15 protein-coding genes and 2 pseudogenes are annotated in these 15235 nt (G+C 68.1%); 9 read left to right on the top strand and 8 right to left on the bottom strand.

Going from position 1 to position 15235, the window contains the following annotated elements; all coding sequences use genetic code 11:
* Positions 1 to 352 precede the first annotated feature (352 nt).
* Positions 353 to 1261 carry an arsenite methyltransferase gene (arsM, locus tag GA0115233_RS37140; RefSeq protein ID WP_093724774.1) on the bottom strand — a complete coding sequence of 303 codons (909 nt, stop codon included), beginning with the start codon at positions 1259 to 1261 and terminating at the stop codon, positions 353 to 355.
* Between the two features lie 104 nt (positions 1262 to 1365).
* Here arsM and GA0115233_RS37145 point away from each other — a divergent pair, with 104 nt between their 5' ends.
* Entirely contained in the window at positions 1366 to 1740 is a 375-nt protein-coding gene (locus GA0115233_RS37145) for an ArsR/SmtB family transcription factor (RefSeq protein ID WP_176712073.1), read from the top strand.
* A 102-nt stretch (positions 1741 to 1842) separates the two neighbouring features.
* Here the strand turns inward: GA0115233_RS37145 and GA0115233_RS37150 are convergent, their stop codons facing one another.
* On the bottom strand, positions 1843 to 2739 hold the full coding sequence (locus GA0115233_RS37150) for a hypothetical protein (RefSeq protein WP_093724778.1): 897 nt from the start codon (positions 2737 to 2739) through the stop codon (positions 1843 to 1845).
* A 319-nt stretch (positions 2740 to 3058) separates the two neighbouring features.
* Here GA0115233_RS37150 and GA0115233_RS41360 point away from each other — a divergent pair, with 319 nt between their 5' ends.
* Complete coding sequence (locus tag GA0115233_RS41360; RefSeq protein WP_176712074.1) at positions 3059 to 3196, top strand: hypothetical protein; 138 nt, start codon at positions 3059 to 3061, stop codon at positions 3194 to 3196.
* A 328-nt stretch (positions 3197 to 3524) separates the two neighbouring features.
* Positions 3525 to 4187, top strand: coding sequence for a lysophospholipid acyltransferase family protein (locus tag GA0115233_RS37155; RefSeq protein WP_093724780.1), 663 nt, complete (start codon positions 3525 to 3527; stop codon positions 4185 to 4187).
* 156 nt (positions 4188 to 4343) lie between these two features.
* Here GA0115233_RS37155 and GA0115233_RS37160 read toward each other — a convergent pair whose 3' ends face one another.
* Together GA0115233_RS37160 and GA0115233_RS37165 are read right to left on the bottom strand one after the other, a co-directional pair.
* Positions 4344 to 4901 (bottom strand): lamin tail domain-containing protein, encoded by a 558-nt coding sequence (locus tag GA0115233_RS37160; protein WP_093723197.1) that lies wholly within the window; start codon positions 4899 to 4901, stop codon positions 4344 to 4346.
* Between the two features lie 721 nt (positions 4902 to 5622).
* Positions 5623 to 6600, bottom strand: a complete 978-nt coding sequence (locus GA0115233_RS37165) for a phosphotransferase family protein (protein WP_176712075.1) — start codon at positions 6598 to 6600, stop codon at positions 5623 to 5625.
* Between the two features lie 133 nt (positions 6601 to 6733).
* Here GA0115233_RS37165 and GA0115233_RS37170 point away from each other — a divergent pair.
* Positions 6734 to 7339, top strand: a pseudogene (locus tag GA0115233_RS37170) (LysR substrate-binding domain-containing protein); the annotation flags it as partial.
* Between the two features lie 226 nt (positions 7340 to 7565).
* Here GA0115233_RS37170 and GA0115233_RS37175 read toward each other — a convergent pair.
* Both GA0115233_RS37175 and GA0115233_RS37180 read right to left on the bottom strand, forming a co-directional pair.
* Positions 7566 to 7757, bottom strand: coding sequence for a helix-turn-helix transcriptional regulator (locus tag GA0115233_RS37175; RefSeq protein WP_093724784.1), 192 nt, complete (start codon positions 7755 to 7757; stop codon positions 7566 to 7568).
* A complete protein-coding gene (locus tag GA0115233_RS37180; protein ID WP_141689624.1) occupies positions 7754 to 8152 on the bottom strand; it encodes a hypothetical protein in 399 nt (132 codons plus the stop codon). Before GA0115233_RS37180 ends, GA0115233_RS37175 begins: the two co-directional genes overlap by 4 nt.
* A 157-nt stretch (positions 8153 to 8309) precedes the next feature.
* Between GA0115233_RS37180 and GA0115233_RS37185 the strand changes: the two genes are divergently transcribed.
* Entirely contained in the window at positions 8310 to 8702 is a 393-nt protein-coding gene (locus GA0115233_RS37185; protein WP_255310479.1) for a CbrC family protein, read from the top strand.
* Between the two features lie 62 nt (positions 8703 to 8764).
* On the opposite strand, the gene GA0115233_RS37190 is transcribed toward GA0115233_RS37185, so the two are convergent.
* Together GA0115233_RS37190 and GA0115233_RS37200 are read right to left on the bottom strand one after the other, a co-directional pair.
* On the bottom strand, positions 8765 to 9331 hold the full coding sequence (locus GA0115233_RS37190) for a DUF4253 domain-containing protein (RefSeq protein ID WP_255310480.1): 567 nt from the start codon (positions 9329 to 9331) through the stop codon (positions 8765 to 8767).
* A 970-nt stretch (positions 9332 to 10301) separates the two neighbouring features.
* Positions 10302 to 11054, bottom strand: a complete 753-nt coding sequence (locus tag GA0115233_RS37200) for an alpha/beta hydrolase (RefSeq protein WP_093724790.1) — start codon at positions 11052 to 11054, stop codon at positions 10302 to 10304.
* Between the two features lie 748 nt (positions 11055 to 11802).
* Between GA0115233_RS37200 and GA0115233_RS37210 the strand changes: the two genes are divergently transcribed.
* From GA0115233_RS37210 to GA0115233_RS37220, 4 genes and pseudogenes are all read left to right on the top strand, one after another.
* Positions 11803 to 12660, top strand: a complete 858-nt coding sequence (locus GA0115233_RS37210) for a hypothetical protein (protein WP_093724792.1) — start codon at positions 11803 to 11805, stop codon at positions 12658 to 12660.
* Positions 12661 to 13397: 737 nt separating this feature from the next.
* Positions 13398 to 14003, top strand: a complete 606-nt coding sequence (locus tag GA0115233_RS37215; RefSeq protein ID WP_093724794.1) for a dihydrofolate reductase family protein — start codon at positions 13398 to 13400, stop codon at positions 14001 to 14003.
* A 78-nt stretch (positions 14004 to 14081) separates the two neighbouring features.
* Positions 14082 to 14231 (top strand): annotated as a pseudogene (locus GA0115233_RS42095) (IS5/IS1182 family transposase); the annotation flags it as partial.
* Between the two features lie 530 nt (positions 14232 to 14761).
* Positions 14762 to 15199, top strand: a complete 438-nt coding sequence (locus tag GA0115233_RS37220; RefSeq protein ID WP_093724796.1) for a cupin domain-containing protein — start codon at positions 14762 to 14764, stop codon at positions 15197 to 15199.
* Positions 15200 to 15235 lie beyond the last annotated feature (36 nt).

The raw sequence follows: 15235 nt of genomic DNA on the forward strand, positions 1-15235 counted from the left end.
GACGGATGCACTACTCACCGAGCTGATCGACGGGTTCGAGATCGCGGCCGGGATTCAGCACGCAGGCAAGGCCACGGCGGTCTGATCCCAGAGCTTCTCCGGTTCGGCCCGATGCAGGATCACTTCCTCGGACGGTCCGCCTACGCGATGGGGCCGAGACGCCCGCTCTCGGTTGTGCATGTGGTGGGTGGGGGTGCCGGCCACTCCTGACCCGCATCCTCACGACAGCCGGCCTCGTGATCTGGGACTCCTTCGAGCAACCCCATCGCAAGACCCACGAGTACGCGGCATTGGGTTACCAGTACAGCGAGTCACACCACCGCCCGGGTGAGCTCCCCACGCGCGGATGCTGTCAAACCACACGGCGAGACATGCCCTGGCAGGTGCACCCAGCGGTACTCTTGGCCTCGCGCACGGTGATGGACGGGTCAGTTGCCTGCTCGGCAGGGGTGCAGCAGGCAGTCACGCCGCAGCAGGAGTCGTCCGTGTTGGCATCCGCCGCGGTGGCGGTGGTGGCGGGCTTGGTGGCGCGGACGATGGCGGAGTGCATGCCGTCGGCGACCGGGTGGGTCGCAGTGATCTCGATGTCCGTGAAGCCGGCCGCCGCCAGTCCCGCCCGGTACTCGGTGAAGGACAGTGCGCCGGCGATGCAGCCGACGTAGTCGCCCCGTTCGGCGCGCTGTTCGGTGGTGAGGGTGTCGTCGGCGACGACGTCGGAGATGCCGATGCGGCCGCCGGGCTTCAGGACTCGGAAGGTCTCGGCGAATACGGCGGGCTTGTCGGTGGACAGGTTGATCACGCAGTTGGAGATCACTACGTCGATGGTGTTCGCGGGCAACGGGACGGCTTCGATGGTGCCCTTGAGGAACTCGACGTTCGTGGCGCCGGCCTTCGCCGCGTTGGCGAGGGCCAGGGCGAGCATCTCCTCGGTCATATCCAGCCCGTACGCCTTGCCGGTGGGGCCGACGCGGCGGGCGGAGAGGAGGACGTCGATACCGCCGCCGGAGCCAAGGTCGAGGACTCGTTCGCCCTCCCGCAGTTCAGCGACGGCGGTGGGGTTGCCGCATCCGAGGGACGCGGCGACGGCCTCGGCGGGCAGGGCATCGCGCTCGTCGGCGGCGTAGAGGGTGGAGCCGAAGTTCTCGTCGACCTCGACCGGCTCGGGCCCGCAGCAGGCGGTGCCCCTTTCGGTGACCTTCACGGCTGCCGCCGCGTACCGCCGGCGGACGGTTTCACGCAGGTCGGTGGACTGCTCGGTCATGAATCACTCCTAGGTGACGGGGCATGGCAAGCCCCGGAACAGCCTGTATTGACGTTCATTGATGCAACCTTGCACCCTGAATCGAAAAACGTCAACATAGAAGCATGTCGAAACACGAGCTTGAGGTGATCGGCCAGGACGCAGCCTGCTGCCCCGGCCTGTCCGTCGCACCGCTGGACGAGGACCAGGCCTCGGAGCTGGCCAAGGTCTTCAAGGCCCTGGGAGACCCGGTCCGGCTACGCCTCATGTCGATGATCGCCTCACGGGGGGAGGGCGGCGAGGTGTGCGTGTGCGAGCTGACCCCGGCCTTCGACCTGTCCCAACCGACGATCTCCCACCACCTCAAACTGCTGCGCCAGGCCGGGCTGATCGACTGCGAGCGCCGTGGAACCTGGGTCTACTACTGGGTGCTGCCCGGTGTCCTGGACAGGCTCGCCGCGTTCCTGACCACCACGCAGCCCGCCGAAGTCACCGCGTAAACGCACCGCTCTGCCGCCGCGTGCGCAGGCATCCGGTAAGGGTTCTGTGACGTATCGGCCTCGTCGGCCGCGGCGTCACGGGTGACCCCGTCGACACGCTCCTCAGAGACCAGCGGCCGCATCGGGGAGGTCCGCAGATGGGCCACGACCGGAACGCCGGTGCGCGACGCGGCGCCTGGCGGGCTTCCCGAGCAACTCCTCGCCGACCACGTCCCCGAGCCCGCCGCGCGCCTGCTGGGCACCCCGGCGCAAGAGACCGGGATGCGGCCGGTACGCACCGTGCCACTGAGCGACTTGAGCGTGCCCCGCCGCCCAGGCGGGCGGGAGCGGAGCGGCGATCCCGGCCCTCACCTTCTGCTGGAGGCGCCCGCGCCCCCGTCGGACGAGGCGCAGGTCCTGCTGGAGGCAGACGCAACCGGCCTCGTGCGCTGGGTGTTCCCCGAGACGGCAGTGCGTAGTGATCGCCAGGACCGGGCCGCCAGGGCCCAGACGTTCCATGAGCCAGTGGAACAGTTCGCCCTCAGCGCCGATGGGTCGGCGACGGACCGGAGCATCATCGGGTTCGGTGTCGGCAAGGTCCTGCACCTGCTGCGGTTCCCCATCGAGCAGGTGGCCGGTTATGCGGCTGACTTCGCGGTCAGCCGATGGAAGAAGAAACACCGCCCCTACGGGCTCCGGCTGACCACTCCGCAGACGTTCCTCTCGGCAGGCGAACAGACAGTGGAAGGACCCGAAGGGCAGGTGGGCGTGCGTCGACTCGCCGAGCTCGCCGACCAGCCCTTCCTGCTCTTCGTCCACGGCACGTTCAGCACGTGTCCAACCGGCTTTCGCGGCCTCGCCGACGACGAGCCTCTGCTGCACGACCTCCATCGCCGCTACGACGGCCGCGTCCTGGTCTTCGACCATCCAACCGTCCACCTCGACCCGGTCGACAATGCGCGCTGGCTCCTGGAGCACCTGCCCCACGACCGCCAGCTCACCCTCGACGTCGTCACCCACACCCGGGGCGGTCTCGTCGCCCGCCACCTGAGCCGGAACAGCCTGGCAGCAACCTGCTCGCGCTGTTTCCCTGGACCGGTTGTTCGGCGTCGGCAACGACCTCGTCGTACCGACCGAGGGGGTCCACCGTGCCGGTTCGTACGTCGTCCCCGATCCTCTCGTTGTCCCCTCGGACAGAGCCGTCGTCCACAGCGGTTTCTTCCGGGACGCGCAGGTCCGCGCGGGTCTCTCCGAGTGGCTGCCAGGAAGCTGACCACGCTCTGGACGTGCCGTTTGTCACGCGGAGTGGCACTTCACAGACCAGGACGAGCACTTCCGCATGACGCTGCGCAGCAGTGCCCTGGCCCATACCCAGGTCGGTGGCGTCCAGGTCGTTCCCAACCCCGCCGCCCTTAACCGGCTCACCGTCGCGGTCCTGGCTGAACTCCGTTCCGAATGGCAGGACTTCGTTCGCTGATCTTTCCGAAGCCTCCCGAGCTCTTCACCATCAAGCAACCCGAACCCGCACGGATCACCCCACAACCGGAGCCGAAATAGCTGGGGCAACCACCCCACCTGGTGAGACATGTCTTTCGCGGCGCCCACGGGCCGACACGTATAGCCGAATCCTGTGCATGCTCGCGTTGCTCGGCAGCCCCAGCCTCCGCCGCCGGGAGGCTCGCAAGCCGGCCCCTCCAGACCCGAATTGAGTATCAGGCATCGGCTGGAGTGAGTACGCGTGCTCACGCCTCGTCCTTCGCGGCCCCCGAGGATGAAGATCATCATTCTTGCGATCGGGAGTCCCTATGCTCAGCCGCTTGGCCGCCGGCCTTGTCCCAGTCTTCGGCCGGCTCACCGTGACCGCCGACGCCGGTGCCACCCTTGCGCCGGGCAGCATCCTCGTGGCCAACCACACCTCTCTCGCCGACCCGGCCATCGTTCTCGCCGCCTTCCACCGACTCGGCGTCCACCCGGCCGTCCTTGCGACGGCGGGCCTCTGGCGCGTACCCGTACTCGGCCGCACCCTCGACCGAGAGGGCCACATCCCAGTGCACCGCAACAGCCACCGCGCGGCCCGATGCCTCGATCTCGCGGCGGCCACGTTGAGCGAAGGTCGCACGGTCCTCCTCTACGGCGAAGGCGGACTCCCGCACCGCACCGATGCCTCCGAAGCCGAACCCACGCCCTTCCGCAGCGGACTTGCGCGGCTGGCGGAGCGCACGGGTGCACCCGTCGTCCCCGTGGGCCAGGCAGGAGCACGGCGCATCACCTCGGGCACAACCGTGAAGCAAATCGCCGGGCTGGTCACCGCGCCACTGCGCCGGCCCCGGCTGCACGTCCACGTCGGAGCGCCGATCACCCTCACCGGCACCACCGCCGCGTGCACCGCCACCGCGCACACCGCGGTAACAAACGCCTGGCGTAAAGCAGTTGGCCAGCTCGACGAACCCTCCCTGGCGATACGTTGACATCGACCCGCAAGTAACAGCCGACACCTGCCGGCCAGTGGCGGGGGGCGGAGGAAGCAGCAGCGTGCCCGGTCACCGTTGGTGGCCGGGCACGCTGCTGGTTACGGGTTCGCGCGGGTGGGGTGTTCGGCTGTCACCTGCGCGGGGTGTGGGTGGTCAGTGGCGGCTGGTGTGGTGGTTGCGGTCGCCGTGGTGGTGCTTGCCGCCCTGGTGGTGGTTGTTGTGGTGCTTGCCGCCGTGGTGGCTGTGGCGGCCGCCCCAGGATTCGTCATCGATGAAGCGGCCGCGGTCGTTGCGCAGGGTGAGGGTGCCGTAGCGGTTGTCCCACAGGTGGTTGCGGCGGTCCTGGTACAGGTCGGTGCGGGTGTCGCGTCCGACGCCGGTGTGGATGCGGACCGTGGCCCGGCCCGCCAGGCGGTAGTGGTCGAAGGTGTAGCCGCGGCCGTGGGTGTCCTGCAGCCTCCACCCGTCCAGGTTCACGGCGTGGCGGGCGTTGTTGGTCAGCTCCACCCACTCCCTGTTCAGCGAGCGGTTCGACCGGTCGTCGCGTCCCGGGGCGTCGTACTGCACGGCCGTGATCTCCACCTTCGGACCGCGGTGGCCGCGGTCAGCACCGGCGGCGGACGCCGGCAGCGCCGCCGCTCCGATGACGGCTCCGGCCGCGAGCGTGGCGGCGAGCAGACGGCGGGAGACGAGGGAAGAAGAAGCAGACATGAACCCACCTGCATGGTGCGGGCACCCCTCCCGGAGAGGGCCGGCCCTCGCGGGCCGGGGCTCCGGGTGGTGGTGCGTGGTGTGTGGCGACGGCCGGGTCGGTCCGTCGCTGCACAGACCCTCGCGGCCACACCCGCCACGCCGGGACGCAACACCCGCCCTGTTACCTGTTACCCACATTTCCGTGACTCTCGAATGCAATGCCCATGTATGCCCGATATGGGAACAGGTCGACTGTCCAGGGACGATGCGCCCCTGACGGGAACAGGGCCACTCCCCCTCGATCACCGCCGCACGTCAACACTCACGGACCGCCCGTCACCCGAAAGTGAGTAACAGCCCGGTGGACCCACCGCACACCGGCGGCTTGAAGTCCTTGGTGCGGCGGCTGCCGCAGGAACGTCACACCAGATCGGGGGCACTCTCCTGCGCGAGGTCATTCGAGACCGGCTGAGGTGGAGTGTCGGCCAGGGCCGCGGCGCACCGTGCTGCCTCGACGCGGCGGTTGCTGGTCATGGATGCGGTCACTGCCGTCATCGTCAGCAGGAGGATGCCGGCGGCGTAGATCGCCCGCCGCAACGCACGCGACTACGAACGCCTGCCCCAGCACTCCGAAGCACACCTGAACTGGGCACTCATCACCACGATGACCCGACGCCTCACCCGCAAAAAGCCCCGCACCGACTGGACGAAACAGTCCGGTATGTCCCCTCGATGACTTCTAACCCCCTGAGACCAGCGCCAGCGCCTGGTGCAAGTGGTGCTCGGCAATTCCCTGCATGAACGCCCGGTCGGGGAAGTCTCCGTCCAGCAGCCGAAGCGGCCCCGCCGTCAGGGACAAGTGCTGGGTGAGCTTATAGAGGGCGAGTCGGTCCTCGTCGAGGTCCTCCACCGCCAACCGTCGGTATTGGTCCTCGGAGTGGCGGAGCCGCAGGAACACGTGCTCCCACTCGACGTCGAAGTACAGCAACTCCTCGAAGTCGATCACGACGGGGTTACCGTCCCGGTCCACCAGCACGTGATCCAGCCCCAACTCACCGTGGACGACCGAGTACTCGGCACGCGGCCGTACCGCCGCGGCGAGTTCACGCAGCCGCTCCTCCAGCCTGCCGCGAGCGTCCGCGATCCTCCTGTCACGGGACGCCGCCTCGGCGAGGCAGCGCAGCGCGAACTCAAGCGCTGCCTCCTCACACGACGCCGCTCTGGACCTTCCCCTCTTGTCGATCTGGGCCACCTTGCCGAACGACGGCGCTCGATGGCGTCGCATCGCCGCCAGGGCATCGGCGAGGCGGGCCATCGTCGGCTCTGCAGCGCGCGGGTCGCGGTTGAACAAGTCCATCAGATCCTCGCCGGGGAAGTCCTCCACGATCGCCAGGTCGGCCGGGTAGTGAGTGCGGTCCCGGTCAACCAAGTAGACCTCGGGGACCCGCAAGCCGAGCGAGGCCAGGCGCGCGTGGCTGGCCTCGAACAAGTCAAGCCCGACACCGGGCGAGAACGGGTCGGTGAGATCGCCATCGCCCTCAGCCACCGGCCAGTAGTTCTCCGACTTCTCCCACAGGTAGGCGACCACCGTCGTGGCGTCGTTCATCGTGAGGCGGTACACGCCCTTCGTGGTGCCGCCGGTGAGCCGCTCGACCGCCTCCAGCTTCCGACCGCCACCCAGTGCAGCCCGGGCTGCCCCCGCCAACTGGTCCCGCATCACTTCCCGAGGTGCCACGCCCACGACCACCTTTTCAGCTCGGCAACTGGGGAACCCTACGCGAGCCACTACTCAAGCCTGAATCCCTTTTTGCGGAGCCTCAGTCCTCTGCCCACCTTCAAAAACACCTACTCAGCTTCACGGGCGCGTGACCGCGGGCGATCTCGACATCGCCGTCGTCACCGACGCTCCACCGGGGCTGCCCGTCGACGCGCAGGTCGAACGCCTCTTCCTCGGCCTGGACGCGATGGTCGTCGTACTGCCCGTCGGCCATCCGCTGGCCGGTTGCGGACCGGTGCGCATCAAGGCACTGGCCGACGAGTGCTGGGTCGAGGACAACGAGGGCTCCGCGGCGCTCCTGCGCCAGCACGCCGCCCGCGCCGGAGTCAGCGCCCGCATCGACCTCACCGCGGCCGACCTGCCCGGCAAACTCGCCCTGGTCGCCACCGGTCACGCCATCGCGCTGATACCCGGAGTGCTGACGAGCGCACTGCGGGCCGATGTCACCACCCTGCCCCTCGTCGATCCCCCGACCCGCGGGATCTACGCGATCACACCGCGCCGCGCCCCTCACCCCCGCACAGAACCCCTCCTGCACGAGCTCACCGCCGCCTTCACTTCGGCGTATCCGGCGCAAGCCGAACACCAGCCGACCGAGCCCGACTGCCACGCCGCCGCGCCCGGCACTCCGCGCCAGCAGCGACACGGGGACTGCAAATCGTCTGGTTCTGCCCCGTAGTCCGCGGCGGCGAAGACCCAAGATCGTCGTTGGCATGGCATGTGAGCCGTCAACGAGCTTGTGGGCGTGGTGTTTTCGGGACACGCACGCGTCGCTCGTTGTCGCACGTCGAGGGGTGGCGGGCGAGGGTAAGTTCAACCGGGTGCACAGCACACCACCTCTGCGCCCGGTACCAACCGTGCTCCCAGATCGGCAGCACTTGACAGCGGCCAGAAACGCAGTGGCGTCATTCGCCGAGGAAGATCTCTTCGATCTTGAGGTCGAAGAGCTTGGCGAGACGGAAGGCGAGGGGAAGGCTGGGGTCGAACCTTCCTGTTTCGATGGCGTTGATCGTCTGCCTGGACACGCCGACGTGCTGAGCCAGGTCGGCCTGCGTCCAGCCCCGTTCAGCGCGAAGGTCTGTGATGCGGTTCTTCATCGGTAGCGGATCTTGCCGACGGCGAAGGCGACCACAAAGACGACCCCCATGAGCGCGGGGAGGACGGCGGCATTGATGTCGCGGGCGATGAGGCTGGCCTGGTCCGTGACGACATAGGCGAATCCGAGAATCCACCCCACGCCGAGGGTGACCGCCAGAGCATCCTGGATGATCTTCCGTTGCAGCTCATCGAGTGCGCGGAGAAAGCGCGTGAAGGCGGTGATCCAGCCGAAGCCGACGACGAGATTGACAGCTACGGCGGCCCAGCCGGCCCCCCGCTGCGGCGGAGCCCACAAGAGTTCCGGGCCGAACTTGGCCAGAGCAAGGGTTGCCGCCCAGGCGAATGTCCAGAGCACGAGCCGAGCGCTCGCCCTGATCTCGTTATGCGTTTGCACGGGCGCCACCCCCGGTGCGATATCAAGGACACTTGACACGCTACGAGCGGCTGCGTCGTGATGTCAAGCTTCCTTGACACCGGTGTCGTCTGGTCAGTCAGCTGAGCAGAGATGTCCCTGGGTTCACTCGTCGCGGATACAGCGGACGTGCGCGACTTTGCAGCAGCCGCTGATGAGGCTGTGCATCGCCAACGGCCGTGCCGCTGAACAATTCGAGGGTGAATTCACCGACTGGTACGGGCTCGACGATGTCAGCGAGGAAAACGCGGAGCAAGTCACCCGCTGCGCCCCCGGCTTCAACGCCTGGCAGGATCCGCACTGGCTAGTCCACCGCAACGACGTGGCCGCCTTCATCGGCGAGGTTGGATACACCGAATTGGCAGCCCGCCCCGAGGCGCTCGACCAACTTCGACTCGGCCCTCTGATGGGTGGTGGGCACGACACATCCCGGGTGGCGAGCTTCCTGACCCTCCTCAGGCAGGGGGCGGGTGTCATGCTCTTCCGCTGCACCGCCCGCGGAACCCATCTCGCATATGCCAGTGCTTCATAGCCCGGCCCCGGCTCAACCTGCCCGTTCCCTTCAAGGGATCCACAGTCTTCCTGGAAGGTCGATCAGTCCCACCAGAAGTCCCAGTGGTGGACGCCTGTGATCCGCTCGGCGTAGGCCGCGAGCGTGTACGGCCTGTCGCCCTGCCAAATGTTGTCCGGGCAGAAGGCGAAGTGCTCGGCCGCGACCAAGAGAGCGTCATGCTCGTTCGCCGGTGGCGCGACGACGCTGAGGTGCAGCGTGGAGAAGCCGACCGCGACGACACGAGCGCCGAACCGGTGCTCCCAGTCACGGACAACCGCGGAGAACTTCGCGGTGTCGTTGTCGTAGTTACAGGGTCCGGCCCAGCCTACGGCCGCCACCGCCTCGGCACCGGATGCTGCACCGACCAGCCCCAGACGCGCCTGGGGGCGGTCGACGAGGTACGCCTGCGCGAGCTCGGCGGCCAGTTGATCAGGGTTCGTTGTCGACTCCCGACTGGGCGCGAGACCGGGCCAGGTCCGCCCGAAGGGAGCTGTGACGGCGAGGCGCGTGTCGGCGTGGAGCATGTCGTCGTCTTCGTCGACGGCTGTGTAGGTGTCCCACCACCGGGCGAGGAGGCCGGCAGAGTCGTGGCTCGTCGGGGAGGACATCTGCTCGGGAAAGACCTCTCGGACCCCCACGGGCGGAATGCGCCGTCGTTCGGATCCAGCGAGTCGAGCAGCAGCGGCCACAGGCCGGAACGTGAGTGTTCGGCGTGCATCCGCGTCCACAACTCGATCACGGCCGGCCCGTCACTGAGCCATAGGGGCTGCATGTCTCCGTCGCCTTCAACGGACGTGACCGTCCGACCGGGCGGAAGGCGACTGGCGGTGGAATCGGCAAGCAAGTCGGTCAGGCGTCCCACGTTCATGGCGGGCACCCTAACCGGGTGCACTGACAAGGATCTCTGCTCAGCAACGACGGGCGTCGAGCCCTTCGTCGTTGTTCCATCTCGGCGTGCATCAGGCCCAGGGTGCGCAGCCTCCCCCACGCGGGCCCGTGCGCCAGTATGGGGTGACCTCCAAGCCGGTCAGTGCCGCGCCTTCACTACTGCCGACGCGGCCTGCGGCGACGGCGTGGTGTCCATCACCGGCAGTTCGTTGTGGCAGGTGGGTACGTCAGCGGCGGAGACCCCGATGACGCAAGGTCATCGGGCAAGCCGTGCTCGGCGCAGTCCGACTACTGCCGCAGGTACGGGAACCGTTGCCGCAGATGACGCCGGCCACGTGGGTGCCGCCGACGCGGATTCCTGTCGGTTCGCGGGCGATTCCGGGGTCTTGGGTAGCGCCACGCAGGGGGGCGAGAGGTATTGCCATGCCAGTGCTCCTTCGGGGCGGTCGGTTGGGCGCGCAGGCGCAGGCGGGCGCCGAGGACGGTGGAGGCGAGTACCGCAGCATGGGTGTAGTGCTGTTCCGGGTCCTGCGCGTACGCCGTCACGCACGCGCAGGGCCCGAAGCTCTGCCACGGTGGACCCGTGCCCGCCTAGCAACTGGCCTGGCTTACTGGCGACATGCGCCGTGGTCGCGGTCCGCACGCACCCGGCAACGCCTCAATGACTGTCGGCGGCCCTGCAGTTCGGCCTCACTTCAAATGCCGGACGAAGAACCGGGCCGCGGCCTCCCCCGCCCACGGTGGGACGCCCGCGTGCCCGCCCAAATGGGCGTGCAGGGACTTCTCCTTCGAGCCGAACGCGTCGAACAGGTCCAGCGCTGCCTGCCGGTCGTTGCCCTCGTCGTCCCACTGCAGCAGGACATGCAGCGGAACGGAGACGCGGCGGGCCTCCTCAAACACGGCGCGCGGCACGAAACTGCCCGCGAACAGTACGGCTGCCTCGATCCGCGGCTCGACAACCGCGAGGCGGACCCCGACGGAGATCACTCCGCCCGAGTAGCCGACCGGCCCGCCGATCTCGGGCAGTGACATGAGGGCGTCAAGGGCGGCTTGCCATTCCGGGACCGCCTCGTCGACGAGCGGAAGGACGAGGGCGTCGATGATCTCGTCACTGACCGGCTCACCGGCCTCCCTCGTCCGGCGCATGGCGGCCCGGGCCTGATCCAGTGCGGGCAGGCGGGGCCGGACTCCGCTGCCGGGGAGTTCGATGGTGGCAGCGGCGAAGCCGTCCGCCGCGGCGTGCCGTGCCCGCGCTGACAGCCGCGGGTACATCGCATCGAGTCCGAGCGGGGGGTGTCCGAGCAGGATCAGGGGCGCTGGTGCGGATCGGGATGGGGATGCGGTTGGGGGCGTCCACAGGATGCCGGGGATGTCACCGAGGATGAATGCCTGTTCGAGGACGCCGTCGTCGTGGCGCTCTTGGGAAGTGAAATGAAGGGCCATGGCTGGCCGTGCCTTTCGGGAGTGCGCGTAAGCGGCGCTCCCGGACGGCCCTACCGCCCTACCGTGACTCCGAAGGAGAGCACCCCTGTCATAACGTTCACGGGTACCACCTCCTCGCTCCATCGCACGGCCACCGGGAAAGTAGCAGCCGCCGCCGGAGGCCGCCAACCGGTTTTCGTGCGAACCCGGCGGTCGGCTGTCGACGAGCTGGGACTCCGGCGCAGAGCTGCTCGAACTTCCACGCATGCGGGGATCGAGCCTTGACGGCCTCCCCCACTGCGGCCTCGCCCAGGCCGTCAGCGAGTCAACGGCATCGTCGTGATTGAAAGGGCCGATGCCCCAGGCGCCCGTTCCTCTACCCCAACGCTCGTCGGAGGATCATCGCACCGGCCCTCGACAACCAGGCGGGAGGATCGCCATGAGTCGAGGTTGCCAGCGGAGCTCCATCGACCCCAGAAGCCTCGGTTCGTCCGAGGTTCTTGGCAAAGGGTTCACCCAGATGGCCCACGGGAGCGGCAGCCCGTTCGATTCGTACTATTTTTGACCACAGATGCTGCAGCGAGAAGGACCTCTGGCCGACGACCCGCCGGATGGACTTCTCCCTGGTCCCGCGTACCTCAACCGCCAGTACGGGGATGGAGGAATCGCAATCGAACCGGCAGGCGGCTCACGTTGCGACTCCCAGCCGTGATGTCCCTGTCGGGTACCCACTCGTCGAGCCTTCGGGCCAACTTTCGAGAGAGCAGCCATGGTCGATCTCGGCTTCGTGGGCCCCAGTCGGCCCGCCAACGACTACCGCTTCTTGAGCGTCACCGACGGTGACACACCGAACATCGCCATGGCGATTCGCATGGTGTCCATCGACACTCCGGAAAGCCAGTACGGCGGCGCCCCGGCCACCGCCCAGGCCGCTCTGGACCGCACCAAGGCGCGGCTGCTGGACGGCACGTACGACGCGCTTCCAGAGGACCTGCGCGACTATCTCGTCTCGCGGATCAGTCCCGACGCGGCCGAGCGCCATCAAGCCGCGGGCAAGGCGGCCGCCCAGGCACACACGGACATGGTCGCCACCCGCCTGACCCGCCCCGACGGCTCCCAGCGCAAGATGGCCGTCATCGCCACCGGCGAACTCGTCGAGGGCAACGGACGGCTGCTGGCCTACACCGCGCCCTGGTTCAGCGGCAGTGCGTCCGACCCTCTGCCGCCGCGCGACGACCCACGTCGGCACACCTTCAACCTCGACCTGGTGGCACTGGGCTGGGCGGCCACCTTCCTGATCTACCCCTCCCTGCCGCCCAAGTCCGACCTGAACCTGTTGCTGGACGAGGCGGAGGCGGCCTGGACCGAGCAGCGGGGCGCCTGGGCGCAGTTCGGGAAGGACCTGCTGCTCGGATACGAGTTCCGTGCGTGCATCAAGCTCGGCGCCAAGCAGCTGCCCGACCCGGCCAAGGCAATCGCCCAGGCCTTTCAGCGGGTGTGTGTGGACCTGCGGACTCTGACCGAGGTCGGCCTGTACGGCTACCACCGGGTTCCGCCCCAGCACCGGCTGTGGATCTGGGAGGACGACCTCGACCAAGCACGCAATGACCTACCGATCAGCCCCTGAAACGGGAGCCCAGCACCACCTTCACCGGGGGCCGAGGCAGCGCAGCGGCGCGTGGGGAGGCGGCAAGCCCCGCGTGCCTGATATGCCTCAACAAGCCGCACACACGCGGCCGTGAGACCCCCAGATGCTAGCCGATCGCTGACGGGGAACGACTTACCGCCGATGCTAGGCCACGGCCTCCTGGACGGGGCTGATCACGGCCGGCACCATCCGAGGTCCGGCAGCCCGGACTGGACGTCGGGTACGCCCCCGATGGTCTGGATGAGATTACGCGGCACCTCCCCTGCGCGGTCCCCCACGCGACCTCTCTCGTATCGACGGCGAGTTCGAACGTCGCCACGATCTGAAACGCCATCTCGATGCCGCCGCGGTCCAGTTCGGGGACCCAATTCGTCGACGCTGAACAGATTCAGGCGCCCGTGGCGGACAAGATCGAGGTTCGGCCACCGGGGGCGGCGGTCTGGAACGATGCAGTTGAGGCCTGTCAACAACAATCAGGGCCAGCTGATGAGACGGGGAGGGCTAACTGTGCCCTCGATTACACGTGGGCTTTCCGCAGCCAGCCCGCGTGAGGTGGAGCCGCCCTCGCCGGTGCGGCGGGTCGTCCGCAGCAGCGTCGCTCCGGCGACCTGGGCAGTTACGACGTCAGGGGATCTCTCGCTGTTGCACGGCGCGGCCGATGAGTTTGTCGCTTCCGGACGGTCCAAGCTCGTGACACCACAGGAAAGGACACCGTCATGTCGGAGCTTCTCGTCGACTTCATCACCTCCCTCGACGGCTACGCCTCGGGAGAAGGGTGGCCCGGGTTCTGGGGGCTGGAGGGTCCGGAGTACCTCGCGTGGCTGGGCGAGCAGCCCGAGGTCACGTACTTGATGGGTGCCCATACCTACCGTCTGATGTCGGGCTTCGCCGCAGGTGAAGTCCCCGAGGGTCAGGATGAGTTCAGGCCGGAGGAGGAGGCGTCCGTCGACGAGCTCACGCAAGCGGCCAAGGTGGTGTTCTCCTCCTCACTCGATGAGCCACTGACATGGGCCAACTCCACGCTCGTCCGCGGCGACGCCGTCGAGGCGGTCCGCACGATGAAGTCGACCGGGTCGGGGCTCCTCAGCACGATCGGCAGCCTCAGCCTGTGCCGGTCCCTGCTGCGAGCCGGCCTCGTCGACCGCTTCCGGGTCGTGATGTTCCCGGTGATCACCGGAGCCACGGGTGCCGAACGCATCTACGACGGCTATCCGGACGTGGCCCTGGACATGACGCACCACCGCACCTTCGACGGCCGTATCCAGCTGGTCGAGTACAAGCCCCGCGTGCTGGAGCACCCGCCCCTCGGCGCCCCCGCCTGACGTCGGCCCCGTTCGCATGCCGCTGGCGTTCACCTCACCCCAGGTCAGGTCGGTAACGTACCCGTCTTCACACAGGTCATGGCCCGCCTGCGAGTACCCCAGAGCGTCGGGCGGCCCCGCACCACGCCACAGGCGCTCCGCGCCGACAAGGCGGACTCGTACCGGACCATCCGCGCACACCTGCGGCGCCGAGGTGTGCGTACTGTAATCCCGCAGCGTTCCGATCAGATCGGCCAACCCGAAAGTCCACTTCCGCGCAGTCGTGGTGTTCAGCGAGCAGGACCTGCTGATCCGCGGCGGCGGCAGCTGCGTCGCCGCCGTCGAACCACAAGAACAGCCCCTACCGGTACTGCTACGCAGGACTGCGGCTCTTCCACGTATCCGGCGACCGGCTCTTCCTCGTACCGCGCCACTGGACGCCATGGAACGGCACCCTGCACATACTGGGTGAACGAGACGAGACCATACGCGTGAAGTACAGCAGCGGAAGCAGCCACCGCACCACGGAATGCCAGTAGAGCAGGGGGCGCCTTCAGTGGACGAAGACCCGGGGCGCACGCGGCCACGCACCTGACACCCCCCCAGGCACAGCCACGTCAGCCCGCACCACCCCAGACCTGCGCCACACGGCTCCTTCGATGACGCTGTCGCAGTGAAACCCACCGCGGCAGCCGTGGGCTCCGGAGCAGACCGGGGGATCCATCCCGCCGACCAGACGCATACGCCGTTCATGGCGGTCGAGCAGGAGGCAAAGGCTCATGGCGAAGCAGACCTTCGATCCCAACAGGCTCACGTTCGAGCAGGGAGTGGAGCGCATCAAGAACGCAGTCCGCGAGAGCGGACTCGACGTGGAAGGCCGGATCATCACATCGAGGGACGCGGCGGTCGAGGAGGCACTGAAGATCCTCGAAGTCGACAACGTCCCGCCCGGATTCCGCAAGTGGCAGCTTCCGGTGTACATGGCGTGCGAGACCCAGCTCTACATCACCGTCGCTGAGCCCGGCGCGCAGGCCGCCCCGCACTCGCACAACGGCGGCGCCGGCATCCGGTTCATCGCGAGCGGCTCGATCCACTACAACGGCCACGAACTCACGGCCGGCGACTGGATGTACATCCCGGCCGGCGTCGAGTACTCCTTCGAAACCGGTCGATACGGCGCGCTCATGTGCTACTGCTACTGCTGCTCCTGCGCCTGAGCAAGCACCCCGGTCCGAGAGCCGGGGAAGCCGGAG

It is taken from the genome of Streptomyces sp. DI166, from assembly GCF_900091315.1.
Lineage (GTDB): Bacteria > Actinomycetota > Actinomycetes > Streptomycetales > Streptomycetaceae > Streptomyces > Streptomyces fuscus.